A 25408-nucleotide genomic window follows, 5' to 3' on the forward strand; every position below is an offset into this window, starting at 1 on the left:
AAAATGTGGAGAAGTTAAAAACAGATGTAAACACAGGAGATCTTTATGCGGTTAAATTGCCGACTGATAAGTGGGGAGCCGTTAAGGTTTTAAAAAGGGTCGATGATTCTTTTTTATTATTGTTGACTAATTATTACGAAGAAAAAATGCCCTCTCTAAATCATCAAAGTTTAAAAAAGGCTTTTTATCAAAACAGGGGAATGATAGAAGGTACAGATTGGTCTATATTCTGGGTTGATGGCTATCCATCTAAGAATTATATATGGCTTCGTACAGAAGAAATTTCTAAACATGAGGAAGAATTAGAATCGAACCGTTACGCAGGGAATTGGAAAGACTATTTGCCAATGGATTTAGTTTATCAAGAAGAGTGGGAAAGAGAAAATAAAGAGGCGGTTCACTTAAGGATAAAGGAAGTAAAGGATAACGAAAGTGGCGATCAGTTAACATATGAACATATGGACGATGCTGAATTTTGGAGCTTAATTTGTTTATTGAATGGAAAGCAACAGAAGCCGCTTAAAAAAAATGTGGGCATCCTTATCAAAGAATTAAGTGAACGGACAGTTGAGACCATATTTGCTTTCGAAGAAACACTTAGTTACAAATTATTCTTACTTGATACGCCTGCCTATGCACACCAAACTCATGAAGCAGATAATTATTTCTCGCCAGATCAATTTCTGTATGCCAGATGTGCTGTTGTAGCAAGAGGACAATCATATTTTGAGAGAGTATTAGCCAATCCGTCTCTGTTCGATTTAGATCTTGAGTTTGAGGAACTGTTAACCGTTACTTCTAAAGCCTATAAGAAGAAAACAAAAGATAACTTTAGTTATATAAGCGCTTACGATTATGAAACGTTTTCCAATAAACAAGCTTGGGGCCTTTGAGAGTGTTGCGGATTTGCGGAAAGAATTGTTATAAGGGTTATCCTTATTGAGTAATTACCCCCATTTCGTAGGTGAGGCCATACCAATCTAGAAAGGCTTATGAATATTGTTGCGAAATAATGAAGCAAATAAAAAGTGATTCATTCCCGATTTAATCGAGGAATGAATTGCTTTTTTCTTGTACAATATGCCTGTTAAATGGAGGTGGCATACTCTGATAATCATGTTGTTTTGGCGGCTATCTCTTTTTGGGATTCAATACATTTATTACCTGTCACAATCGTTGGAAATTATGTATTTTATTTTCTATTGATCAGCTATAATAGGTTTCTGCAATACATAAAATTGAATAGAAGAGAGGAAAGCACATTGAAAGGAATTCGTATTTTATTAGCTTTGTGTTTGGTATTTGGTCTGTTTGCCGTATCCCCGGCCTCAGCAGCTGTCAAACCGACTGAACGTTATTGGATCGGAGATATCGGTCCAGATCATCGTTTTTATGATTCCATTGAACGCTTTATTAATATGGACATTATTGACGGATACGTGGAAACGGAAGTATATGAGGAAGACGGTGAAGTATACGAGGACACCTATGTGACAGTCCGTCCGGATGAGAAAGTGACGCGGGCACAGTTTACAAAAATTTTAGTAAATGCTTTGTCGCTTCAAGAAGAAGCAACAGCCAAAACGTTCCCGGATGTGAAACAAGGGAAATGGTATTACGACTATGTTCGCATCGCAAGCAGCCAAGGGATTATCACCGGACATAACGATGGTAAATTCCATCCGGATGACAACATAACACGTGACCAAATGGCCGTGATGATTTACCGGGCATTTAAAAACACTGTGCCACTTCAAGAAACGATGAAAACATTTAAAGACGTGCCGGCTTCAAGCTTTGCTTATGAAGCGATTGCCAAATTAGCCGCCACTGGTATTGTTCAAGGCTATGGCGATACATTTAAGCCGCATAATCTTTCCACTCGCGGCCAAGCGATTACTCTCATCGACCGCGCGATGAATCAGGAAACGGGTACCTCGGAAGATGGGCAGGCTGTTACAGCGGTGGTGGATCGTAACATTCAAGAAGAGCTTCGATTGACACAGGAAGCAAACACACCGGCACTGGAAGCCCTTTATCATGAGACGGCAACAGGCTATCACTTGTCCTATTCATTGGAAAGTTTAGGGATCGAGGAGGACATGGAAGAATTAGACGGTGATCTTTCAATAGAATCGATCAGTGACTATTCTCTTCATGCTGTAGCTGTCAACAAGCGATTGGCGGAAGTACGTGTAGATAATCTAAAATATAAGGTGTCCTTAACATCGCCAGACTTATCTTTTTCTATTACCGTAGATGCTTCTGGAACAGCTTACTTGAAGAAAGACGCAGACGGCAAATGGAAAATTTATAATCTTGTGTTGGATGAGGACCTGGAAGATGAGTGGCAGGAAGAAATTTCTACTGCGGCTAATGAATCCTAAGTATTCGACCACAGTCATACACACAATTTGAACACAAATCTCGCATTGGAAAATAACATTAAAGAAATGCCCTCGGCTGCTCATCGGCGAGGGCATTTTTCGTATTCGTCAAGCATTTTTCAGAAGCTTGCCACGATGCTTCAATCTGAAAAGATTTCATCCAATTCAATTGCAAGTTCCGGAAAAACGAATGAGGATAGCGTATCTACATGACCAAAAACTTGCCGTTTTTGATAGCTACCTTCTGATAATCCGTATACTTCAATCGTTTCGTTGGTTGGGTCTACAAGCCAATATTCTTTAACGCCGGTTCGTTCATATAAGTTGTATTTATTGTTCCGATCCTTAAGGGCGGTAGAACGAGATAGCACCTCGACAATTAGTTCCGGCGCACCTTTTGCTCGTTTTTCTCCAACTTGATTGTCGTTACAAAAAACGGATAAATCTGGTTGCACAATCGTATAATCATCTGCTGGGTCTAGCTGTACATCGAAAGGTGCAACATAGACAGAACAACCGTTTCTCCCGAAGTGTGTACGGAGCATGAAAAAAAGCTCTCCAACAATTCGTTGGTGAAGCGGGGTAGGGGCGGGCGTCATATTGTAAGGTGTTCCGTCAATTAATTCCCAACTGCCGGTCCATTCGTTGATCTCAGAAATTGTTATTCGTTGATTTGATTTTGATTGTGCCAACGAAATCCCTCCGAATTCTTTTCTATAGTATAGCATAAGGGCATAGGTGCACACACATCGAATCGAAAGTGACCCACGAATGCTTGCGGTCAGGGGTATTGCTTCTGTTCATGAAGCATGTTTTAGTAACTTATCGGTATGATTCTCCAAAAAACAAAAATACGCATGACCAAATGAAGGAAGAATTTGGGCATACGTATTTTTGGTGTTAATTCAGTTGTTGTAAACGCAATACACCGGCTTTCGTTTCTAGCAGTTCATTTGATAGAACGGTCACTTTTTTGTCCATTTTTCTAATTTTTTCGGAAAGGTCAGCTTCGACGGTATCGATTTTTTCAGTAAGCTTAATATGGTTGGATTCAACAATGGATCGCAGTCCTTTCAGTTCACTTTGATTATTATCAATGGCTGTCCGCAGTTCTTTCAATTCATTTTGATTGCTTTCAACAATCGTCCAAAATGTATTCCCTCCTTTGCGCCTTCTTTTCCTTATTATAGCCGAATTCGACATAAAAATCATCTGAACTTTGTTTTGTAGGAACTATTTAGCAGGGCCAACTATTTTGACCAATTTAGATGAAACATTAACAAAGCTTAAAGAACTAACAGATGCGAATGGGGTTCTGGAAACAAGCGTGAAGTGATGAAGAAATACAAAAACCTTATGCCGACGTACTAGGGCAAGATAACCCCAGTTCTTTAATCGCCAAGAGATTTGCCTCGCGCATAGAACCTATAAAAGGAACTGTTTTAATGATTTAAGCGTTAAGTTTTGATTGAAAGGGTCAATAGGACTAGATATTCAATGTGTAAATATTGGTATATTTGAAGTGTATAAAATCGGATAATCTTTGTAAAAAATCATTCCGTTAATATGCCGACGAAATGATAGGATAAGAAGGGATACTACATCATAACAAAAAAGGAAAGATGTGAATAAGGATGAAGAAAATAAAAATCACACTTTTTTTATTAGCCTTACTGACTTTGTTAATTTTTTCTGTTATTAATAAAATGACCGTGTCTCCAGGAACCTCTTCGGGAAATGGAAACCCTGCTTTATTAATCGCGTTTATTTTGATTCCAATATTCTTTATTATGGTCGTCTTATGGGTTTCTATTTTTAAAGCATATGCTATTCGGAGAAAAATTTTAATTTCTTTTATCGTCTTGACGGCAACGCATGTGGTTGTTGCTTTTATTTACCAAAGGAAGGAATTGGAGGAATACCGGGAAGTCATCAAAAATGCTTTAATTAAAAAAAATGGATTCGTTAACTTACAGTATGTGCATGATATTACGTCTGGGATAACGATTCATGTGAATAATCAATACTTTAATCTAAGTACATTTTTTCTATTTTTAACTTCTACTATTTTTGTTGCATCAATTTACCAGCTATCGATTCTATTGGAAAAAAACAATGAATTTGAGAAAACTTCCAAATAAATAATGAACTGAACCCCGAGAAGCGGACACTTGAAAAAAGTACCCTTTTGGAGGTTCAGTTCTTATTCATGATGCCTATAATTTTGAAAGCGCTCTCCATTTCGCATATACTAATTCTGTAGGACATATTTAGGAGGGCTAACTATTTTGACCAATTTAGATGAAACATTAACCATGTTAAAAGAACTAACGGATGCAAAAGGGATCCCTGGGAACGAGCGTGAAGTGCGTGAGGTGATGAAGAAATACATAACACCTTATGCCGATGATCTCGAACAAGATAACCTCGGTTCTTTAATCGCCAAGAAAACAGGAGAAGAGAACGGGCCAAAGATTATGGTTGCCGGACATCTCGACGAGGTCGGATTCATGGTCACTAAAATCGACGACAAAGGTTTCCTATCCTTCCAAACAGTTGGCGGCTGGTGGTCACAAGTAATGCTTGCGCAGCGCGTCACGATCGTCACGCGTAAAGGCGATACGGTTACGGGGATCATTGGTTCTAAACCGCCGCATATTTTATCTCCTGAAGCGCGTAAAAAACCTGTCGAAATTAAAGATATGTTCATTGATATCGGTGCAACGTCAAAAGAAGAAGCGATGGAATGGGGCATTTTGCCAGGAGACATGGTCGTTCCCTACTTCGAATTTACCGTGATGAACAATGACAAATATTTACTTGCAAAAGCATGGGATAACCGAATCGGTTGTGCGATTGCGATTGACGTGATGAAAGCATTGAAAGATGAAAAGCATCCGAATATTGTTTTCGGCGTCGGTGCGGCACAGGAAGAAGTCGGTCTTCGCGGTGCACGTACAGCAGCAGCAAAAATCGAGCCGGATATTGGTTTTGCAGTCGATGTAGGCATCGCGGGCGACACACCTGGTGTTACGGCAAAAGAAGCGATGGGTAAAATGGGCCACGGTCCACAGCTCGTCTTATTCGATGCGTCGATGGTTTCGCATAAAGGTTTGCGTGATCTCGTTGTAGATACGGCCGAAGAACATGGTATTCCTTATCAATTCGAAACGATGTCAGGCGGCGGAACAGACGCAGGGTCGATCCACCTTTCCGGGAAAGGCGTTCCTTCTTTAGCGATCTGTATTCCAACACGTTATATTCATAGCCATGCAGCGATGCTCCATCGTGATGATTATGAAAATGCTGTAAAATTGGTCGTTGAAGTGATCAAAAAATTAGATCGCGAAACGGTTAATCGAATTACTTTTGAATAAGAGTGAAAAAATACTCAGTCTATTCGTTAGACTGAGTATTTTTTTGTTTTAAATTAATAAAAATTCAGTTGACTTCATAAATATACATGTATATACTAATTTATACATTCAAAAATTCGATTGGGGATGAGGGTATGGTGATGATGGAAAAGAATTTAACAACGATAGCGGATGGGTTAAAAGGAAGAGATCTATTATCACTCCTTGACTATACAAGTGAAGAAATTGCTTACTTATTACATTTTGCTAAAGATATGAAAGAAGACATGGAGGCTGGGAATATGCCGCCATTATTAGCAGGTAAAACACTTGGCATGATTTTTGAGAAACATTCAACGCGCACGCGTATTTCTTTTGAAGTGGGCATGATCCAGCTTGGGGGCCATGCGATGTTCATGAACGCACGTGATTTGCAAATTGGCCGAGGTGAATCTGTATACGATACAGGTCATGTGTTGTCGGAATACTTGGACGGTGTGATGATTCGCGCCAATTCACACGAAATGGTGAAGGAACTGGCCACACATACATCCGTACCGGTGATCAATGGACTAACAGATATTTTCCATCCATGTCAAGCGTTGGCAGACTTGTTGACAATTTTGGAAGTAAAAGGTTCACTTTTAGGAAAGAAAATTGCCTACGTCGGGGATGGCAACAATGTTGCGCATTCACTCATCATTGCAGCTGCACATATGGGGATGCATGCGGCAATCGCTACGCCAAAAGGCTTTGAATACGATGCGGATTTACTAGAAAAAGCGAAGGCAATTGCCGAAGCAAATGGCGGCAGTGTGTTTGCAACGAATGATCCGGTTGAAGCTGTTGTGAATGCAGATGCGGTTTATACAGATGTCTGGACGAGTATGGGGCAAGAGGCGGAAACAGAGGCAAGATTGAAAGCGTTCCAAGGCTTTCAAATTAACGATGCGTTAGTGGCTCACGCCAAAGATGATTATATGTTCCTACATTGTTTACCAGCGCACCGTGAAGAAGAAGTGGCGACATCTGTCATCGACGGACCAAACTCGTATGTTTTCCAGCAGGCAGGCAATCGATTGCATGCACAAAAAGCTGTATTGGCGGCATTGTTGGGATAAAATTGAACAATAAAAAGGATCCAGGGAATTGCCCGGGATCCTTTTTTATTATTTCACAACAGCTTCTTTTGAACGAAACGGGTCGTCACTAAGTCCAGCTTCGACGACTTGCTTTGCATATTCTTGTGCAGAAAACAGTGAGTGATCACGGTAGTTTCCGCATTCGAGTGCAGAAACTGCCGGAATATGTTCTGTCACAATGACCTTTTCAAGCACTTTTGTTAAAGCTGCGGCGATTTCCTTCGGCCTGTGTTCATCCCAAATGATCATGTAAAACCCTGTTCGGCATCCCATCGGTGAGATGTCTACAATTCCTTCCAGCTCATCACGCATATACGTTGCAAGCAGATGTTCCAATGTATGAACTGCCGAAGTTGGCATGGCATCTTCATTTGGCTGTAAAAAACGTAAATCATACTTTTGCAGCTTGCTTCCTTTTTCGTGTTGTTCAGTTCCAGCCAACCGCACATACGGCGCCTTTACTTTTGTATGGTCGAGTAAAAAACTTTCAACTTGTGCCATTTTCCCCTCATCCTTTCCTATTTAACAACTAACCTATCATAATTGCATAACTATTGTAAACGTATTTTTATAATGTTCGGAAAAGTTAATCGAGAAAAAGGGGTTTTGTATTCAAGGTAATCAGCTACTAAACCTACTGAAATAATAGAGATTGAGATAGGTACTGTATTGTATGGAATTGATTGGAGAAATGCCAATTGCTACTGGAAATTAAAAAGGAGCGAATAAGTGCTGAAAAAAACAGTGCCAAGTATATGCGCTAACTGCACATGTACTTGGCACTATTCACTACATCTTACATTTTCGTCAGCCTGCGAAAGCTCTTTGAAGCTCGCCAGCCATTTGGGATTTTTCTTGCTCGTCTGCACTATTCCAAAGCTTTTCGAAAAATACGCCAAGACCAGGCAGCAAATGCTCTTCGCCACGTTTAATCGCATCTTCTACGACGCTGCGGATTTGCTCGGCATTATTATTTGTCATATTGGCTGTAATGGCATCTCGAATTTGAAAATTCATGTTGATCATCCTCCTACAAATATATTGGACACAAAAATCGCCAACTATACCGCCTTTTTTGATACACTAAAAAGAAAAAAGGCGGTTACCCAGATGAAACGAATTGAATCCACACAAAATGCGTTAGTCAAGCATTGGAAGAAGCTTGTCACAACAAGGAAAGAGCGTGACAAATCAGAAGAATTTCTCATTGAAGGCTTTCATCTTGTTGAAGAAGCATTAAAAACAGAAGGCATACTTTTATCGATTATGATCCGTGAAGGGGTAGAGCTTCCGGCGAATTTAAACGTGGAGGGCGTTCACCTTGTAGAACTTTCTCAAGCAGTTGCCAAAGAAATAGCAGAGACAGAGCAATCCCAAGGCATTTTTGCACATTGTCGCCAGCCGCAGTATGATGAAAACCATTTTGCTGCATGGGAAAAGATTCTGTTAATCGATGCAGTCCAAGATCCAGGAAATGTCGGGACAATGATTCGAACAGCGGATGCTGCTGGAATGGATGCTGTCATTCTTGGAAAAGGGTCCGCGGATCCATATAGCCCGAAAACAGTTCGATCCGCACAAGGTGCTCATTTTCATATTCCTGTTGTTAGAGGCGATCTTGCAGAGTGGACGGCAAATGCAAAGAATGCTGGCATAAAAGTGTTGGGCACTGGCTTGCGAGACGCAGTCAATTATACAGAAATTGCGCCCGAGTCGTCATTCGCCCTCCTCGTTGGAAATGAAGGAAGCGGCGTCAATGAAGAACTATTAGACCAGGCAGACCACATCGTCAAAATTCCAATGTACGGGCAGGCAGAATCGTTGAACGTTGCAGTGGCGACAGGTATTTTGCTTTATACATATGTTCGATAAGTGAATTGTTGATGAAAAATGTGGAATCAGGTATACTTGATGATGATCTTACAGTAATTTAAAAAAGCTTTGACCGGGAAAAGTAAACAAATGACAAACTGACAGGGAGTTTGCGCCATGACTGGAAGCGCGAATGGGTAACGCATTGTTGAAGTTCACCCCGCGAGCTGCCGCTTAGACCAGTATTTGCTGTAAAGGCGCGCCGGCAACGGACCGTTATTCCGATTTGAGTGATCATACAATTTGTATGATAAATCAGGGTGGTACCGCGAAATAATCCTCGTCCCTTTTATAGGGGCGGGGTTTTTTATTGTTCTTAAGGGATAACAATAAAAGTCTTAAGTGGTTATCACAAATTTCGAAAGGAGCGTTAAAAATGGAAACACAGTTAAATCAATTAAAAGACGAAGCGCTTGCCAAAATCGAAGCAGCTTCAAATACGAAAGAACTGAATGAAGTTCGAGTGGCGTATTTAGGTAAAAAAGGGCCAATTACGGATCTGTTAAAAGGGATGGGGAAACTACCAGCCGAGGAACGTCCAAAAATGGGGGCGCTTGTAAACGTCATTCGTGAAACGGTCACGACACAGTTGGAAGAGCGCATGGCTCATCTAGAAGAGCAAGCGATTAACGAACAGCTTGCAAAAGAAGCGATTGACGTAACATTACCGGGTCGTCCTGTACGTACGGGCAATCATCATCCACTCACACGTGTTGTTGAGGAAATTGAGGACTTCTTCATTAGCATGGGCTATGAAATCGCGGAAGGTCCGGAAGTTGAAAAGGATTATTACAATTTCGAGGCGCTAAACTTGCCAAAAGGACACCCTGCACGCGATATGCAAGATTCTTTCTATATTTCCGAGGAAATACTTCTTCGCACGCATACATCACCGGTGCAAGCAAGAACGATGGAAGCGAAAGACGGCGCAGCGATCAAAATCATTTGCCCGGGGAAAGTGTATCGCCGAGATAGCGACGATGCCACGCATTCTCATCAGTTTACGCAAATCGAAGGACTTGTCGTCGGTGAAAACATTCGCATGAGTGATTTGAAAGGAACACTTTCATTATTTGCGAAAAAAATGTTCGGGGCAGATCGTGAAATTCGTCTTCGACCAAGCTTTTTCCCGTTTACAGAGCCGTCCGTTGAAATGGACATTTCTTGCTTCAAATGCGGTGGAGATGGCTGTAACGTCTGTAAAAAGACTGGATGGATTGAAATTTTAGGTGCGGGTATGGTGCATCCGAATGTGCTGGAAATGGCTGGCTATGATTCATCGGCCGTTACAGGATTTGCATTTGGTATGGGTCCTGAGCGTATTGCAATGTTGAAATATGGTGTGGAAGATATCCGTCATTTCTATACGAATGATGTGCGGTTCATTTCCCAATTCCACCGGACGGAAGCATAAGGAGGAAACAGGTATGTTAGTATCAACGAAATGGTTAGGGGATTACGTTAATATAAAAAACATCGCAGTTGAAGAACTGGCGGAGAAAATTACACGTGCAGGGATTGAAGTCGACGCAATCATTGACCGCTCACACGGCATGACAAATGTTGTTGTCGGCTATGTCAAAGAATGTGTCAAACATCCAGAAGCGGATAAATTAAGCATTTGTCAAGTGGATGTCGGCGAAGAAACGACACAAATTATTTGTGGTGCGCCGAACGTTGCAGAAGGACAAAAAGTCATCGTGGCACGCCCGGGTGCAGTACTTCCGGGCAATTTTAAAATTAAAAAAGCGAAGCTGCGCGGGGAAGAGTCTAACGGGATGATTTGCTCGCTTCAAGAGCTTGCAATTGAAGGAAAACTTGTTCCAAAAGCCTATGCAGAAGGCATTTACGTACTTCCAGATAGTGCAATTCCAGGTGAAGATGCATTGCCGCTCCTTGGCCTAGACGATCAAGTACTTGAATTCGATTTGACGCCAAACCGTTCAGACGCTCTTAGCATGCTAGGCGTTGCGTACGAAGTCGGTGCAATTTTATCGCAAGGCATTGTTCTGCCGGAAGTTTCCTATACGGAATCAGCCGAAAGAGCAGAAGATGTGTTAAAACTGCGTGTGGATGCGATTGAAGACAATCCAATGTATGTCGCAAAAGTTGTAAAAAACGTTAAAGTCGCAGAATCACCGCTTTGGCTTCAAAATTATTTAATGGCGGCAGGCGTGCGTCCACATAATAACGTGGTAGACATTACGAACTTTGTATTGATGGAATACGGTCAGCCTCTCCATGCCTTTGACTACGATCGGTTAGAAACAGAAGAAATTGTTGTTCGACGTGCAGAAGAAGGCGAGAAAATTACGACGCTCGATGAAGCAGAACGTACATTGAAAGGGCATAACCTTGTCATTACAAATGGCCAAGAGCCGGTAGCAGTTGCAGGTGTCATGGGCGGATTAAATTCCGAAGTACATGATGGTACAACGACAGTCGTCATTGAGTCGGCTTATTTTGCACCGGCATCCGTTCGTCAAACGTCAAAAGAACTTGGTCTTCGCAGTGATGCAAGCACGCGTTTTGAAAAAGGCGTAGACCCGGAGCGCGTCGCACAAGCAGCTGAACGTGCAGCACAGCTAATGGCTGAACTTGCAGGCGGAGAAGTACTTGCCGGATCTGTTGTCATTGACGAGTTAGATAAAACACCAGCACGCATTACGGTATCACCCGATACGATTAATAACCGCCTTGGCATGAAAATTTCGTTGGAAGATATGTTGTCCATATTAGACCGTCTGCAAATTCCTACTGAAGCAGTCAGCGGGAAACTTGTCATTGACGCGCCAACGCGCCGCCAAGATCTTCGCATTGAAGAAGATATCATCGAGGAAATCGCTCGTTTGTATGGGTACGATGAAATTCCAATGACATTGCCAGTTGGGGAGTCAACACCAGGTGGTTTAACGCCTTACCAAGCGAAGCGCCGTACAGTTCGTGCATTTTTGGAAGGTGCAGGTCTTTACCAAGCACTGACGTATTCATTGACATCCAAAGAACATGCACAGCAATACGCGCTTGAAACTGCGCCAGTCACCGAATTGCTGATGCCGATGAGCGAAGAGCGCAGTGTCCTGCGTCAAAGCCTAATTCCGCATTTACTAGAAGCAGCAACTTATAACGTTGCACGCCGCATCGAATCGGTTGCGTTGTATGAAACAGGTTCAGTTTTCCTTGGCCTAGAAGAAGATGGGTTGCCGAAAGAAGTTGAACATGTAGCTGCTGTCCTAACGGGCAAATGGGTAGACCATGCATGGCAAGGTGAAAGTAAAAAAGTCGATTTCTTCGTCATGAAAGGGATCGTGGAAGGCATGATGGACAGCATCGGTCAACTTGATGGGCTTTCATTCGAACAGGCCGTGGTAGAGGGCATGCATCCAGGCCGTACGGCGAAAATTTTATTGAATGGCGAAGAGATTGGATTGATCGGACAAATTCACCCGACAGAACAAAAGAAACGCGATTTGAAAGAAACATATATAATGGAAATTAACTTGCAAAAAGTGCTTCAAACAGAAGTAGATGAAGTGCTGTATACGCAGGTACCAAGATTCCCATCTATGTCACGTGATATCGCGCTTGTCGTTGCTTCTGAAACATCTGCTGGAACACTTCAAGCGATTATTCGCAATGCGGGCGGCAAGTTGTTAAAAGACGTTCGTCTCTTTGACTTGTACGAAGGTGCAAATGTAGAAGAAGGGAAGAAATCATTAGCCTTCTCCCTCACATACTTCGACCCAGAACGTACATTAACGGACGAAGAAGTTGTCAAAGCGCATGATAAAGTATTAAAAGCATTAACAGATGAAGCAGGGGCGGTACTTCGCGGATAATAAAAAAACGCAGTTGGACTCATTTCCAACTGCGTTTTTTCTTTATTTGTTCACCGGTTTTGTCACAGTGAATCCAATATCGGTCTTCATCTTGAATGCTTCATGATCCGTCAAATCCGCCGAATCTGCCGTGGAAAATTGGGCGGAACCATGAATAATGTATTCACCTTCAGGAAATCCCTTATCCATCAGTGTCTTGATGAAATCTACAGATTTTCCATCGTCTGCATCGCTGTAACCGCCGGCGAAGATATATTTTTCCCGAAACGGTTCTCCTTTTTTCAATGTCCGCACAATAAGCGGTTCATTCATCGCATAATCGACTTTGATTCCACGGATCCTTTCTTCTATTGGAAAATAGAATGGGGAAGCCGCATGGTAAATATCGATCGACTCCTTCTCACCGACATAAGTCAATTCCGCAAAGATCGCCGTATCACCAAATTCATCATATACGTCCTTCTCTGTAAATAGCCGGTAGACAAAATTGCTATCTTCCACAGTAGCTTCGGCAGGTGGAAGGGGTTCACTTGGTGTAGATCCATTTGTTGTACTTTGGGATTCATTTGCGCCACATGCAGCAAGTACAATTACTAGCGTAAAAAGCCATATTACTTTTCCCATCATGTTCACCTCAGTGAATTAGAACGGATGATGCTCTTATTAGTTACGTTTAATTTCTTCTTTTCGCCACAATCGCTTTCGCTTTTTTCGCATTGGCAAAATGCCACTTGGTCATCGACTTCAAGGCCTCTTCACCTTTGGATAGGTAAATACGTGCGGCGATTTCATCGACTTTTGGACCGGCACCTTTTGGCAGTTCTATCCCTGCAATTTTACTTAATCGATCCATTTCCTTCAAAAATGCAACACGGGCAATAATAGATGCGGCGGCTACGGATACATGAAGTCCTTCTGCTTTCGTTGAAAATAGGACGTTTTCACGAATAATTTCTGACTCCCCTTGAATGTGATTGTAATAGATACCTCTTTCCGCAAATTGGTCAATTAAAATATGATCAGGCTTATCGCCATCCATTTTTCGAAGAACATGTTTGAGCGCTTGATTATGAAGAAGCGCCTTAATCTTCCCTTGTGACCACCCTCGCCCTTGCACATCATTGTATTTATCGTTTTTCAACGTCAATACACTATGAATAAGTGTCGCTTCTAAGTCCGGGGCGATTTGTCGCATAAGATCATCCGTCAGCTGTTTAGAGTCTTTTACGCCCAACTCACGAACGAGTTCCACTTGATCCGCCCGTACAAAACAAGCACAAACCGTAACGGGTCCAAAGAAATCACCTGTACCGGTTTCATCAGACCCGACGACTGATAACGAAGCAAGGTCTTTTGGCAGCCGATCTCCTTTTGTTTGTTGCTGACTTGGCGTTTTTGAAGATTTTTTGTTTTGCGTGGTGCCCCAAAGTCCGGCTTCTCTTTCCGCTCCGGCGCCTTGAAAAAGGACTTTACCAGATTTATAGGCAGTCACGGCTGTATCAGATAGTTTCGCCGCAAATACAACACCAGGTGCATTGCGCTCCACTTGTTGATTAGCATAATGGTGTAATACTTTTTTCATTTGATCATTATTTAATAAAATAACTTGATTACTCATTTAAAGCATCCTTTCGAAGGGAGATAGAGTTTCCGCCGGGTAAAGTACTAAGTCTTTAACGTCGGTATCATGACAAGTGAATCTTTTTCATGGTATGATGAAAAGCATAGTTTGTCTTTATTTAATTCATAAAAGTCTGCCTCGATTTAGTGGTAAGATGATGAGAAAAAAGCTACAATTCAGTATGTGACCGCTACTGAAGAATAGGAGAATACCCTATTCAAATGCTAGTCAAAACGAGAGGAGGGAAAATGTCATTGGCAGACAACAACCAGAAGACTCGTACCGCAGTCGACATATACGGTCAGACTTATACAATTGTTGGATCTGAAACGAGCAGTCATATGCGACTCGTCGCCTCGATGGTCGATGACAAGATGCGTGAAATCAGTGAGCGCAATCCCTATCTCGACAGTGCGAAAATAGCTGTATTAACTGCAGTCAATTGCGTACATGACTATCTTAAGCTAAAAGAGCAAGTTGAACAAATGGAAGAAGAATTGCAAAAGTTGAAAGGTTGAAGAATAGGCTATGGTTGATTTACTTATACTCCTTCTTTTATTAGGAGGACTCATTACCGGCTTTAAACGCGGTCTAGTAGTGCAATTCATACATATGATTGGCTTTATTATTGCATTGACAGTTGCTTATAAGTATTATAAACAATTTGCAGACAAATTTGTGCTTTGGATTCCATATCCCGGCGTAACTGCAGGTGCGAAACTAAGTTTAAAAGTGGAGCAGCTTGATTTGGACCTCACATTTTATCGACTTCTTGCATTCGTCCTACTATTTGTCGTCGTTAAATTTGCAACACAGCTTCTGGCTTCGATGTTTGATTTTCTTAAGCATTTGCCTGTGCTTGGTTTTGTTTCGCGATTTTTGGGGGCAGCATTAGGATTTGTCGAGTTTTACGTTGTACTTTTTTTCATACTTTATGTCGTTGCAATGTTGCCAATTGATTTGATCCAACAGTTTGTTGGGAAGTCATTGCTAGGAAAAGCGATATTGGAGCATACGCCGATCTTGACGGAGTCGGTGAAGAAATGGTGGTATATTTATAAAAGTTAAGTGCTTCCCCCTTCCAAGGAGGGAAGCTTTTTTAAAGACAGGAGGGCTTTGATTGAATAAAAAAACGATTGTTCGGACGTTGGAAAAAATCGCTTTATATATGGAACTGCTTGGAGAAAATCCGTTTAAAGTAAGCGCGTTTAGAAAAGCGGCCAATGTATTAGAGCTTGACCCGCGAAGCTTATCTGAAATGGATGATATATTAAAGCTAAAAGGTATTGGAAAAGGAACGGGAGCTGTCATTACGGACTTGCTCGAAAAAGGGCAGTCAGATTTGTTACTAGAACTTGAAGAAACTGTACCGAAAGGACTTATTCCGCTCTTGAAGGTTCCGGGTCTCGGAGGGAAACGCATCGCAAAGCTGCATGAGGCGCTTGGTATCGATTCATTGGATTCACTTCAGGCAGCATGTGAAGAAGGGAAAGTACGCGGTGTTCCGGGGTTTGGAAAAAAGACAGAAGAAAACATTTTGGCGATGCTCGAATCGCTTAGTTCGCAAGACGGAAAAGTTCCCATTTGGCAAGTTGAACAAGTCGTCGCCTTCGTTGAACAGCAATTGGAAAACATGGAAGGGGTGCAGCGTTTTTCAGTTGCTGGGAGTTTCAGAAGAACGGAAGAGGAAAGCAGTGATGTCGATTTTATCGTTGTTACGACTGAACCGGCACAAGTTCGGGAGCAATTATTGAAAGCATTGCCAATTGCCAATACGATTGCTGCCGGTGATTCGAAACTGTCGGTTACACTAGATCTAGAGGAGCAAATTGACGCCGATTTTCGTTTTGTTAGGGACGAGCAGTTTGCATCTGCTTTGCATCATTTCACAGGATCGAAGGATCATAACGTTCGGATGCGTCAGCTCGCAAAGTCGAAAGGCTTGAAAATTAGTGAGTACGGTGTTGAAAATGAAGAGGGTGAAGTAACGACATTTGAGTCGGAAGAGGCTTTTTTTGCTTATTTTGATTTGCCTTTGATCCCACCGTCGCTTCGAAAAGATGGACGTGAAATTGACCGTGCGGGGGAGATCAAAGAGTTAGTCACATTGGATGATATCCGCTCAGACCTTCATATGCATACGACGTGGTCGGACGGCGCTTACTCCATTCGGGAAATGGTAGAAGCTTGCCGACTAAAAGGCTATTCGCATCTTGTCATTACTGACCATACACAATATTTAAAAGTAGCGAACGGCCTTACACCTGAAAGAGTACGGGCGCAAATTGCGGAAATTCGCGCATTAAACGATGAATATGATGATATTGAAATTTTTTGCGGAACGGAAATGGATATTTTACCGGACGCCACACTTGATTTTGACGATGAATTACTAAGTGAACTGGATTTTGTCATTGCATCGATTCATTCGAATTTTAATCAGCCGCAGGAACAAATTATGGAAAGGTTGCATGCGGCGATCAAGCATCCGCATGTTGACATGATCGCACACCCGACAGGACGGATTATCGGCAAAAGGGACGGCTACGATCCAGACGTGCCGCAGCTCATCGAATGGGCAAAAGAATACGGCAAAATTTTAGAGTTGAATGCCAATCCGTATCGGTTAGACTTAGCTGTGGACTACTTAGCATTGGCACAGGAAAAAGGCGTGCCGATTGCGATTAACACAGATGCCCATACGATCAATCAATTGATGTACATGGACACTGGTGTGAACTATGCGCAAAAAGCTTGGATCAAAAAAGAGACGGTCGTGAATACATGGCCGCTCGAGAAATTTATCCGCGATATTATACGGAAGTGAAAGGGAGTGTAAGACATTGGAACCCCGTGTCTTAAAAACACTTGAGTTTGATAAAATCCGAGGAATTGTTGCAACGTATTGTACGTCATCCACCGGACAAGCATTGACGGAAAAACTTGAACCGGTGCGTGACTATGAAGAAGTTGTACGACTGCTCGAGGAAACAGACGAAGGTTTATCGATTTTACGCGTTCGTGGAAACGTGCCGATGGGTGGAATAACAGACGTTCGCCCCCACGCAAAACGTGCGCAATTGGGCGGCATGTTAAGCGCCCAAGAATTAATGGAAATCTCCAATACGATTCGCGCAAGCCGGATCTTCCGGCAATTTATCGAAGCGATTGTCGATGACAAAGAAATTGATATCCCACATTTTGTAAATAAGAAAGACAGTATTCCGATTTTAACAGGATTAGAACATGAAATTAATGCTGCGATTGACGAGAACGGTCATGTGTTAGACAGTGCATCGAGCGCGCTTCGTTCAATCCGTCAAAGTTTACGCATTCAAGAAGGACGGATTAGGGAAAGGCTCGAAAGTTACACACGCGGACGCAATGCAGCAAAAATGCTGTCGGATTCCATTGTCACGATTCGGAATGATCGTTATGTTATTCCTGTAAAAGCAGAATACCGTTCGCATTACGGGGGAGTTGTACACGACATGTCGGCATCGGGACAGACATTGTTTATTGAGCCGGATGCGGTCGTTCAAGCAAATAATGAAATTCGAAAGTTAAAAGTGCAAGAACGAGAAGAAATTGAAAAGATCTTGTTGGAGTTATCAGCTCACGTGCAAGAAGTAGCGCATGAATTATTTATTCTCGTAAATGTGCTAGCGGATATTGATGTTGTGCTGGCCAAAGCTAAATTCGGGACTGCCCACAAATGTACGAAACCAGATGTTAATAATGAAGGAACTATTCGACTTGCGAAAGCGAGACATCCGCTCATTTCGATTGAAGATGCTGTTGCCAATACAATTGAATTCGGTAAAGAATTTACAACGGTCGTCATTACGGGGCCGAATACAGGCGGAAAGACTGTGACGTTGAAAACAGTTGGGCTCTGCACACTTATGGCACAAGCGGGCCTTCCAATTCCTGCACTTGATGGCTCGGAAGTTGCCGTATTCGACTCGGTCTATGCGGATATTGGAGATGAGCAGTCTATTGAACAAAGTTTGAGTACATTTTCTTCTCATATGGTCAATATTGTCGATATTTTGAAGAGGTACGACGATCGTTCATTAATACTGTTGGATGAACTGGGGTCTGGGACGGACCCGCAAGAAGGGGCGGCGCTTGCCATTTCCATTTTGGATGAAATTCATGGAAGTGGTGCGCGTGTTATGGCCACAACCCATTATCCGGAATTGAAAGCTTATGGGTATAATCGTCCAGGTGTGAGAAATGCGAGTGTTGAATTTGACGTGGATACTTTAAGTCCGACGTACCGACTATTAATCGGCGTACCTGGACGGAGTAACGCTTTTGAAATTTCTAAAAGACTTGGCCTGCAAGATCGTATTATTGACCGTGCGAAATCGTTTACGGGAACAGATCGCGGCGAAGTCGACTCGATGATTGCATCTCTTGAAACGAGCCGTATTCAATCAGAAAAAGAAGCCGAAGAAACACATAGGCTGCTGCTTGAAACAGAACATTTAAAGGCAGAGTTGGAAGAAAAGCTTGCAGCGTTCGAAGAGATGAAAGAACGTTTAACAGAACAGGCGAAGGAAAAAGCGAAAAAAATTGTCCAGAATGCAAAGCATGAATCAGAAGCCGTGATCTCGGATTTACGGGCAATGCGTTTAAACGTCGGTGCCAATATAAAAGAGCATGAATTGATCGAAGCGCGTAAACGGCTAGAAGAAGCAGCACCTGCTGAAGCGAAAAAGAAAGCCGTTCAAGCGAAAGCTGCGCTACGTCCGCTCGAGGCTGGCGATGAAGTGAAAGTGCTTAGCTATGGGCAAAAAGGGACGTTGATTGAAAAGGCTTCTGACAATGAATGGATCGTCCAGATTGGTATTTTAAAAATGAAGCTGGAGCAATCAGGCCTTGAATATGTAAAGCCAGAAAAAGAAAAGAAAATGGCTGCGACTTCTTTCGTGACGGGTAGAAATACAGCCGTCAAACTTGAATTAGATCTTCGCGGGGAACGTTATGAAGATGCTATTGTGCGCACGGAAAAATATTTGGACGATGCGATATTGGCGAACTATCACCAAGTTTCCATTATTCACGGGAAAGGAACAGGTGCACTTCGCCAGGGCATCCAACAATATTTGAAAAAACATCCGCGTGTGAAAAAGTATCGTTTTGGTGAAGCGGGCGAAGGCGGCCACGGTGTCACTGTCGTTGAATTAAAATAAATTGAAACCTTTTGCCGCTCTTTCCGTAAAGAGAATGATGCGAGAACGGAAAAATATGTAGAAAGTTCTCCTAGATCAATCGGGACTATCCTAGAAGTGCCTGGCACCGCTACACATTGTCAAAATGTAGTATCATATTCCGTATTCGATGCTATGTTTAATGTTCAATGGTGCCTGGCTCTTCGTTTTGGAGCAACCCCTGTAGCTAAAGGAGCGGGTATACGGTGGGGAAAACTGGTTTTTGGAGTCACCCATTAGTTGAATCAGCTGGTTACTTCAGTGTCGTAGTACTTTGTTTAGTTGTTTCAATGGTTCTATTTGAGCTTGTAACAAAGTACAAAAACTGGGAAGAAATTCGGAAAGGAAATTTTTCCGTTGCAATGGCAACGGGCGGCAAAATATTTGGTGTTGCTAATATTTTTCGCCATTCTATTCAGCAGCATAATTCGCTGCCTGAAATGTTGGGTTGGGGATTGTTTGGCTTTACGCTGCTCGTCTTTGCTTATATTTTATTTGAATTTTTTACGCCGAAATTTAATATTGACAAAGAGATCGAAGCGGATAATCGGGCAGTCGGCTTTATTTCTTTAACAATTTCAGTCGGATTGTCTTTTGTCATTGGTGCAAGTATTTCTTAGGGGTAGTGAAGAATGGAAAGACTTTCAAAGATTTTAATTATTGTTTGTGTTTTATTTGTATTGATCGGAATTTATTGGATGTTTACGAATACGCCTTGACCGTCATTTTTGGTCAAGGTTTTTTCATTTTTTTCGTTGTAAGCGCATTCACTAGTCTATATACTATTATTACAGGAATAGTTTGCGAATTGAAAAAAGGGGGTTTTACCGTGACGTCAAAACCATGGTTACAATTTTATCCGCCCGAAATTTCAACGTCCATCGATTATGAACGGATTCCGATTCAAGCGTATTTGACGAGAGCTGCAACAAAGTTTCCTACAAAAACAGCCATCCATTTTATGGGGAAAGAGCTAACGTACAAAGAGTTCTATGAAACGGCATTAAAGTTTGCCAATTATCTTCAGTCCATTGGCATTGAACGCGGGGACCGCGTTGCGATTATGCTGCCAAATTGTCCGCAAAATGCCGTAGCATTTTATGGGATCTTATATTGCGGTGCCGTCGTCGTGCAGACCAATCCGCTTTATACCGAGCGGGAACTTGCCTATCAAATGAAAGACTCTGGTGCAAAAGCCATTATTTCACTTGATATCTTGTACCCGAGAATATCCAAAATAGTTCAACAGACAAAACTCGAACACCTGATTGTTACAAGCATTAAAGATTATTTGCCATTTCCAAAGAATCTCATTTACCCGTTCATTCAGAAAAAGGAACACGGCGTTGCTGTGAAAATTGAACATCGTGGGATGAACCATCTGTATACTGAAATTTTAAAGACAGGAAAAGTAGAACCGATTGATTACGAGTTTCATTATGACGAAGATCTAGCGATTTTACAATATACCGGAGGCACAACAGGACCGCCTAAAGGTGTTATGCTCACCCATGCTAACCTTAATGCGAATGTCCGTATGTGCAGCGAGTGGCTGTATAAATGTGAAGAAGGCGAAGAAACGGTATTGGGCATTTTGCCTTTCTTTCACGTTTACGGCATGACAACCGTATTGTTGCTTACGGTCATGCTAAGCAATAAAATGGTGCTCATCCCGAAATTTGATTTTGAAACGACATTAAAAGCGATTGATAAACAAAAGACAACGATATTTCCAGGTGCGCCAACGATTTATATTGGTTTATTAAACCATCCTGATCTGGCTAAATATGACCTTTCCTCGATTAAAGCCTGTATAAGTGGATCGGCAGCTTTACCGCTCGATGTACAAGATGAATTTGAAAAAGTGACCGGCGGCAAGCTTGTTGAAGGTTATGGTTTAACGGAAACGTCTCCAGTGACACATGCGAATTTTTTATGGTTCGGCGAACGAGTAACCGGTTCAGTCGGTGTACCGTGGCCAGATACAGATGCTTGTATTTTAGGACTTGAAACATCTGAACCTCTTTCAAATGGAGAAATCGGAGAGATTGCTGTAAAAGGACCGCAAGTGATGAAAGGCTACTGGAATAGACCGGAAGAAACGGAAGAGAGCTTTCGTGATGGATGGTTATTAACAGGTGATCTTGGATATATGGATGATAACGGTTATTTCTACATCGTTGATCGAAAAAAAGACATGATTATCGCAAGTGGCTTTAATGTTTATCCTAGGGAAATTGAAGAAGTATTGTATGAGCATAAAGCCATTTTAGAATGTGTCGTAGCAGGTGTACCTGATCCGTACAGGGGTGAAACAGTTAAGGCTTATATTGTATTAAAAGAAGGTCATTCGGTAACAGAAGAAGAGCTGGATCAATATTGCCGAAAACATTTAGCGTCTTTTAAAGTACCTAAATATTATGAATTCAGAACTGAATTGCCAAAGACAGCAGTTGGAAAAATATTAAGACGTCAACTCATAGAAGAAGAACAAAAGAAAGGAGAAAGTGAAACCCGTATCTCTTCATGAAATGCTTGACTGTTCAGTAAAATGGGACTACTATGAAAATATGAATGAATTGTCATTCATTCATATTTTCATTATGTAGGTGGTGAAAAAAGTGAAGCGGGATAAACCAAAATACATGCAAATACTAGACGCTGCGGTTATTGTGATTGCAGAAAACGGTTTTCATCAAGCCCAAGTATCTAAAATTGCGAAAGAGGCGGGCGTTGCAGATGGCACAATCTATCTTTATTTCAAAAGTAAGGAAGATATTCTCATCTCTGTGTTTCGGGAAAAACTAGCAATTTTTATAGATAATGTGGCTGAACTAATGGAAATGGAAATAAGCGCCAATGATAGGTTGAAGAAGTGGATTGAAAACCATTTCCGCGTACTTCACGAAAATCGCCACCTTGCGATTGTTACGCAGTTGGAGCTCAGGCAGTCAAACAAAGATTTGCGTTATAAGATTAATGATACGTTAAAGGAATATTTAGCCTTGCTTGACTCAATTTTGAAAGAAGGAATTGACAACGGTGAGTTTAACGCGGGCGTAGATCATCGCCTAGCGCGTCAAATGATCTTTGGCACCATCGATGAAACGATCACTTCATGGGTGATGAATGAGCAAAAATATGACTTGTTGAAGCTTGCGCCTGAAGTCCATAAACTCATCATGAAAGGCATGCAAGCATAGTAAGAAAGGGGATGGGGAAAATGGATTTTCTGAAAGTGGTGATTCAGGATGGCATTGCAGTTGCAACGATCCAACGGCCGCCCGCCAATGCACTTTCACGCGGACTGATTCAGGAAGTCAACACTTTACTCGATCAGGTAGAAAATGATGATGCAGTTCGCGTCATCGTTTTACATGGAGAAGGTCGATTTTTTTCTGCGGGGGCAGACATTAAAGAATTTACATCCGTCACTTCAGGAGAGGCATTTTCAAAGCTTGCCGAAAACGGTCAAAATGTTTTCGAAAGAGTGGAAGCGTTTTCAAAGCCGGTCATTGCCGCAATTCACGGTGCAGCGCTTGGCGGCGGTCTAGAGCTTGCGATGAGCTGTCATATTCGAATCGTTACAGAAAATGCAAAACTCGGCTTACCTGAATTGCAGTTGGGACTGATCCCAGGGTTTGCTGGGACACAGCGCCTACCTCGCTATGTGGGGATACCAAAAGCTGCGGAAATGCTATTAACAAGTGAGCCGATCACAGGATCAGAAGCGGTTCAATGGGGATTGGCGAACCGTGCTTATGGAGAAGAAGAGCTGCTGCCGCAAACAATGGAACTTGCAAAAAAAATTGCGTTGAAAAGTCCAGTAGCGATGAAAGCTGCTTTGGAAATGCTACAATACGCAAAGTCTGCTGATTATCATAACGGTGTAAAAGCGGAAGCGGCTGCATTCGGTACTGTTTTTGTGTCAGAAGATGCACAAGAAGGCATTCAAGCATTCATTGAGAAACGTACGCCTATGTTTAAAGGGAAGTAACGTAAAATGTTAAGGGGGTTTTCAATATGAACATTTTTGTATTAATGAAGCGCACTTTTGATACGGAAGAAAAAATCTCAGTTGCCAATGGCAAAATTAATGAGGACAGTGCTGAGTTCATCATTAATCCGTACGATGAATATGCAATTGAAGAGGCGATTCAAGTACGTGACGAGCATGGCGGGGAAGTTACGGTGCTAACCGTCGGATCAGAAGAATCGGAAAAGGAACTTCGGACGGCTTTGGCGATGGGGGCAGACAAAGCAGTTTTAATTAATACCGAAGACGATTTAGACGAGGCGGATGAATTTTCAACTGCAAAAATCGTTGCCGAGTATTTAAAAGATAAAGAGGTAGACCTGATTCTTGCAGGAAATGTTGCGATCGATGGCGGATCTGGTCAAGTTGGACCGCGCGTGGCGGAATTGCTTGGCATCAACTATGTTACGACAATTACGGGGCTTGAAATTGATGGAACTTCCGTAACAATTACACGGGATGTCGAAGGGGATTCTGAAACGATTGAAACATCGTTGCCACTTCTCGTTACGGCACAGCAAGGTCTAAATGACCCGCGTTATCCATCACTTCCAGGGATTATGAAGGCAAAAAGAAAGCCGCTTGAAGGGCTTGAACTCGATGATTTAGATTTGGATGAGGACGATGTGGAAGCGAAAACAGAGACGGTTGAAATATTTCTTCCAGCCGAAAAAGAAGCGGGACGTATTCTTGAAGGTGATTTAGCAGACCAAGTAAGTGAGCTCGTCACATTGTTGAATAAAGAAGCGAAAGTCATTTAAATTGCCTGACGGGGTATCTATCGGCTTGTCAACTCATTCAATGGATTATCGTTAAACAAGGGGGACTTTATATGTCTAATAAAGTGATTGTTTTGGGGGAAGCGCGAGAAGGGGCATTGCGTAACGTCACATTTGAAGCCATTGCGGCAGCTAAACAGGTATCGGGCGGAGGAGAAGTAATTGGTGTTCTCGCTGGTGATGCGGTGAAAGACTTGGCACAGGAAATGATTCACTACGGTGCCGATCGAGTGGTTACCGTTGAGCATCCGAATTTGAAACACTATACATCCGATGGCTTCGGACAGGCTTTTACGGCTGTTTATGAACAAGAAAAACCTGACGCGATTGTATTTGGTCATACGGCGCTTGGGAAAGACCTATCACCTAAAATCGCTAGTAAGTTAGCTTCCGGCCTCATTTCCGATGTCACAGCAATTGAAGGTGAAGGCGAAGATGCGGTATTTGTTCGTCCGATTTATTCGGGTAAAGCGTTTGAAAAAGTGAGAAACAAAGAAGGTTTATTGTTCGTCACGATTCGTCCGAATAACATTTCGGCGCTTGAGCATGATGCAGGTAGAACAGGGGCCGTTTCATCAGTAGCCGTAGACATTTCGAATCTCCGCTCCATTATCAAAGAAGTCGTTCGCAAGTCTACCGAAGGAGTAGATCTGTCGGAAGCTAAGGTTGTTGTAGCAGGAGGCCGCGGCGTTAAAAGTGCAGATGGCTTCAAGCCATTAGAAGAACTTGCTAATTTGTTGGGTGGAGCAGTGGGTGCTTCTCGCGGTGCATGTGATGCGGATTACTGTGACTATTCACTTCAAATTGGTCAGACAGGAAAAGTGGTTACGCCGGATCTTTACATAGCTGCCGGTATATCGGGTGCAATTCAGCACGTTGCGGGCATGTCGAATTCCAAAGTAATCGTCGCGATTAACAAAGATCCAGAAGCAACCATTTTTAAAATTGCAGATTACGGAATCGTTGGAGATCTCTTCGATGTGATTCCACTGATGATCGAGGAAATAAAGAAAATTAAATCGTGATTGAATGGGGGGGACTTTTCGCTGAAAAGTTCTCTTTTTAACGTGATTTCCCAATTCTCCCCTTTTGTAAAGCATATACTTAGCTTGGGAAATAGGTGCATGCTATAATACGTTCATAGTTTAAAGCGATGT

General features: G+C 42.3%; 24 protein-coding genes and 1 other annotated feature. Of the genes, 18 read left to right on the forward strand and 6 right to left on the reverse strand.

Translation table 11 applies throughout. The annotated features are described in order from the left end of the window. Positions 1 to 5: 5 nt before the first annotated feature. Together AU377_RS01340 and AU377_RS01345 are read left to right on the forward strand one after the other, a co-directional pair. The gene (locus tag AU377_RS01340) at positions 6 to 893 is read left to right on the forward strand and encodes a DUF4240 domain-containing protein (RefSeq protein ID WP_067402954.1); all 888 of its coding nucleotides are present in this window, start codon (positions 6 to 8) and stop codon (positions 891 to 893) included. 369 nt (positions 894 to 1262) lie between these two features. Continuing rightward, entirely contained in the window at positions 1263 to 2387 is a 1125-nt protein-coding gene (locus tag AU377_RS01345) for an S-layer homology domain-containing protein (RefSeq protein ID WP_067402957.1), read from the forward strand. A 140-nt stretch (positions 2388 to 2527) separates the two neighbouring features. On the opposite strand, the gene AU377_RS01350 is transcribed toward AU377_RS01345, so the two are convergent. After that, positions 2528 to 3079 carry a Uma2 family endonuclease gene (locus tag AU377_RS01350; protein ID WP_253724349.1) on the reverse strand — a complete coding sequence of 184 codons (552 nt, stop codon included), beginning with the start codon at positions 3077 to 3079 and terminating at the stop codon, positions 2528 to 2530. Positions 3080 to 3287: 208 nt separating this feature from the next. Beyond that, positions 3288 to 3590 (reverse strand): hypothetical protein, encoded by a 303-nt coding sequence (locus tag AU377_RS01355; protein WP_067402960.1) that lies wholly within the window; start codon positions 3588 to 3590, stop codon positions 3288 to 3290. Positions 3591 to 4021: 431 nt separating this feature from the next. Here AU377_RS01355 and AU377_RS01360 point away from each other — a divergent pair, with 431 nt between their 5' ends. The 3 genes from AU377_RS01360 to argF all read left to right on the forward strand — a co-directional run bounded on the left by AU377_RS01360 (position 4022) and on the right by argF (position 6864). After that, the gene (locus tag AU377_RS01360; protein ID WP_067402963.1) at positions 4022 to 4528 is read left to right on the forward strand and encodes a hypothetical protein; all 507 of its coding nucleotides are present in this window, start codon (positions 4022 to 4024) and stop codon (positions 4526 to 4528) included. 147 nt (positions 4529 to 4675) lie between these two features. Then, positions 4676 to 5764, forward strand: a complete 1089-nt coding sequence (locus AU377_RS01365; RefSeq protein WP_067402966.1) for a M42 family metallopeptidase — start codon at positions 4676 to 4678, stop codon at positions 5762 to 5764. Between the two features lie 134 nt (positions 5765 to 5898). Then, entirely contained in the window at positions 5899 to 6864 is a 966-nt protein-coding gene (gene argF / locus AU377_RS01370) for an ornithine carbamoyltransferase (RefSeq protein WP_067402968.1), read from the forward strand. 48 nt (positions 6865 to 6912) lie between these two features. Here the strand turns inward: argF and AU377_RS01375 are convergent, their stop codons facing one another. Beyond that, positions 6913 to 7386, reverse strand: coding sequence for an S-ribosylhomocysteine lyase (locus AU377_RS01375; protein ID WP_067402971.1), 474 nt, complete (start codon positions 7384 to 7386; stop codon positions 6913 to 6915). Positions 7387 to 7692: 306 nt separating this feature from the next. After that, entirely contained in the window at positions 7693 to 7902 is a 210-nt protein-coding gene (sspI, locus tag AU377_RS01380; protein WP_067402974.1) for a small acid-soluble spore protein SspI, read from the reverse strand. 93 nt (positions 7903 to 7995) lie between these two features. Between sspI and AU377_RS01385 the strand changes: the two genes are divergently transcribed. From AU377_RS01385 to pheT, 3 genes are all read left to right on the forward strand, one after another. Further along, positions 7996 to 8757 carry an RNA methyltransferase gene (locus AU377_RS01385; RefSeq protein WP_067402977.1) on the forward strand — a complete coding sequence of 254 codons (762 nt, stop codon included), beginning with the start codon at positions 7996 to 7998 and terminating at the stop codon, positions 8755 to 8757. Between the two features lie 60 nt (positions 8758 to 8817). Continuing rightward, positions 8818 to 9048: a binding site (T-box leader), on the forward strand. An 85-nt stretch (positions 9049 to 9133) separates the two neighbouring features. Beyond that, positions 9134 to 10171, forward strand: coding sequence for a phenylalanine--tRNA ligase subunit alpha (pheS, locus tag AU377_RS01390; protein ID WP_067402979.1), 1038 nt, complete (start codon positions 9134 to 9136; stop codon positions 10169 to 10171). 13 nt (positions 10172 to 10184) lie between these two features. Then, a complete protein-coding gene (pheT, locus tag AU377_RS01395) occupies positions 10185 to 12596 on the forward strand; it encodes a phenylalanine--tRNA ligase subunit beta (protein WP_067402982.1) in 2412 nt (803 codons plus the stop codon). Positions 12597 to 12638: 42 nt separating this feature from the next. Here the strand turns inward: pheT and AU377_RS01400 are convergent, their stop codons facing one another. Together AU377_RS01400 and rnhC are read right to left on the reverse strand one after the other, a co-directional pair. Further along, complete coding sequence (locus tag AU377_RS01400) at positions 12639 to 13220, reverse strand: hypothetical protein (protein WP_067402984.1); 582 nt, start codon at positions 13218 to 13220, stop codon at positions 12639 to 12641. Positions 13221 to 13269: 49 nt separating this feature from the next. Then, positions 13270 to 14214, reverse strand: coding sequence for a ribonuclease HIII (rnhC, locus tag AU377_RS01405; RefSeq protein ID WP_067402986.1), 945 nt, complete (start codon positions 14212 to 14214; stop codon positions 13270 to 13272). A 251-nt stretch (positions 14215 to 14465) separates the two neighbouring features. On the opposite strand from rnhC, the gene zapA reads away from it, so the two are divergent. The 10 genes from zapA (at position 14466) to AU377_RS01455 (ending at position 25276) form a co-directional block, all read left to right on the forward strand. Continuing rightward, complete coding sequence (gene zapA, locus AU377_RS01410) at positions 14466 to 14735, forward strand: cell division protein ZapA (protein ID WP_067402989.1); 270 nt, start codon at positions 14466 to 14468, stop codon at positions 14733 to 14735. Between the two features lie 10 nt (positions 14736 to 14745). Continuing rightward, complete coding sequence (locus tag AU377_RS01415; RefSeq protein ID WP_067402992.1) at positions 14746 to 15285, forward strand: CvpA family protein; 540 nt, start codon at positions 14746 to 14748, stop codon at positions 15283 to 15285. 52 nt (positions 15286 to 15337) lie between these two features. Further along, positions 15338 to 17044 (forward strand): DNA polymerase/3'-5' exonuclease PolX, encoded by a 1707-nt coding sequence (gene polX / locus AU377_RS01420; protein ID WP_067402995.1) that lies wholly within the window; start codon positions 15338 to 15340, stop codon positions 17042 to 17044. 16 nt (positions 17045 to 17060) lie between these two features. Next, positions 17061 to 19418, forward strand: coding sequence for an endonuclease MutS2 (locus AU377_RS01425; RefSeq protein WP_067402998.1), 2358 nt, complete (start codon positions 17061 to 17063; stop codon positions 19416 to 19418). Between the two features lie 224 nt (positions 19419 to 19642). Then, positions 19643 to 20056, forward strand: coding sequence for a DUF350 domain-containing protein (locus tag AU377_RS01430; protein ID WP_067403001.1), 414 nt, complete (start codon positions 19643 to 19645; stop codon positions 20054 to 20056). 209 nt (positions 20057 to 20265) lie between these two features. After that, positions 20266 to 21966 carry a long-chain-fatty-acid--CoA ligase gene (locus AU377_RS01435; RefSeq protein ID WP_067403004.1) on the forward strand — a complete coding sequence of 567 codons (1701 nt, stop codon included), beginning with the start codon at positions 20266 to 20268 and terminating at the stop codon, positions 21964 to 21966. Between the two features lie 91 nt (positions 21967 to 22057). Further along, positions 22058 to 22639 (forward strand): TetR/AcrR family transcriptional regulator, encoded by a 582-nt coding sequence (locus AU377_RS01440; protein WP_067403007.1) that lies wholly within the window; start codon positions 22058 to 22060, stop codon positions 22637 to 22639. 20 nt (positions 22640 to 22659) lie between these two features. Continuing rightward, a complete protein-coding gene (locus AU377_RS01445; RefSeq protein ID WP_067403010.1) occupies positions 22660 to 23433 on the forward strand; it encodes an enoyl-CoA hydratase in 774 nt (257 codons plus the stop codon). A gap of 26 nt (positions 23434 to 23459) precedes the next feature. Next, positions 23460 to 24233, forward strand: a complete 774-nt coding sequence (locus tag AU377_RS01450) for an electron transfer flavoprotein subunit beta/FixA family protein (RefSeq protein WP_067403013.1) — start codon at positions 23460 to 23462, stop codon at positions 24231 to 24233. A 71-nt stretch (positions 24234 to 24304) separates the two neighbouring features. Then, complete coding sequence (locus AU377_RS01455) at positions 24305 to 25276, forward strand: electron transfer flavoprotein subunit alpha/FixB family protein (protein ID WP_067403016.1); 972 nt, start codon at positions 24305 to 24307, stop codon at positions 25274 to 25276. Positions 25277 to 25408: the final 132 nt, after the last annotated feature.

The sequence above is a fragment of the Sporosarcina sp. HYO08 genome, assembly GCF_001563475.1.
Taxonomy (GTDB): Bacteria; Bacillota; Bacilli; order Bacillales_A; family Planococcaceae; genus Sporosarcina.

Excerpts from the sequence above, each read along its gene's own strand:
- AU377_RS01355 (WP_067402960.1), bottom strand. The coding sequence starts at position 3,590 with ATGTCGAATTCGGCTATAATAAGGAAAAGAAGGCGCAAAGGAGGGAAT.
- AU377_RS01360 (WP_067402963.1), top strand. The coding sequence starts at position 4,022 with ATGAAGAAAATAAAAATCACACTTTTTTTATTAGCCTTACTGACTTTG.
- argF (WP_067402968.1), top strand. The coding sequence starts at position 5,899 with ATGGTGATGATGGAAAAGAATTTAACAACGATAGCGGATGGGTTAAAA.
- AU377_RS01375 (WP_067402971.1), bottom strand. The coding sequence starts at position 7,386 with ATGGCACAAGTTGAAAGTTTTTTACTCGACCATACAAAAGTAAAGGCG.
- sspI (WP_067402974.1), bottom strand. The coding sequence starts at position 7,902 with ATGAATTTTCAAATTCGAGATGCCATTACAGCCAATATGACAAATAAT.
- AU377_RS01385 (WP_067402977.1), top strand. The coding sequence starts at position 7,996 with ATGAAACGAATTGAATCCACACAAAATGCGTTAGTCAAGCATTGGAAG.
- pheS (WP_067402979.1), top strand. The coding sequence starts at position 9,134 with ATGGAAACACAGTTAAATCAATTAAAAGACGAAGCGCTTGCCAAAATC.
- pheT (WP_067402982.1), top strand. The coding sequence starts at position 10,185 with ATGTTAGTATCAACGAAATGGTTAGGGGATTACGTTAATATAAAAAAC.
- AU377_RS01400 (WP_067402984.1), bottom strand. The coding sequence starts at position 13,220 with ATGGGAAAAGTAATATGGCTTTTTACGCTAGTAATTGTACTTGCTGCA.
- rnhC (WP_067402986.1), bottom strand. The coding sequence starts at position 14,214 with ATGAGTAATCAAGTTATTTTATTAAATAATGATCAAATGAAAAAAGTA.
- zapA (WP_067402989.1), top strand. The coding sequence starts at position 14,466 with ATGTCATTGGCAGACAACAACCAGAAGACTCGTACCGCAGTCGACATA.
- AU377_RS01415 (WP_067402992.1), top strand. The coding sequence starts at position 14,746 with ATGGTTGATTTACTTATACTCCTTCTTTTATTAGGAGGACTCATTACC.
- AU377_RS01445 (WP_067403010.1), top strand. The coding sequence starts at position 22,660 with ATGGATTTTCTGAAAGTGGTGATTCAGGATGGCATTGCAGTTGCAACG.
- AU377_RS01450 (WP_067403013.1), top strand. The coding sequence starts at position 23,460 with ATGAACATTTTTGTATTAATGAAGCGCACTTTTGATACGGAAGAAAAA.
- AU377_RS01455 (WP_067403016.1), top strand. The coding sequence starts at position 24,305 with ATGTCTAATAAAGTGATTGTTTTGGGGGAAGCGCGAGAAGGGGCATTG.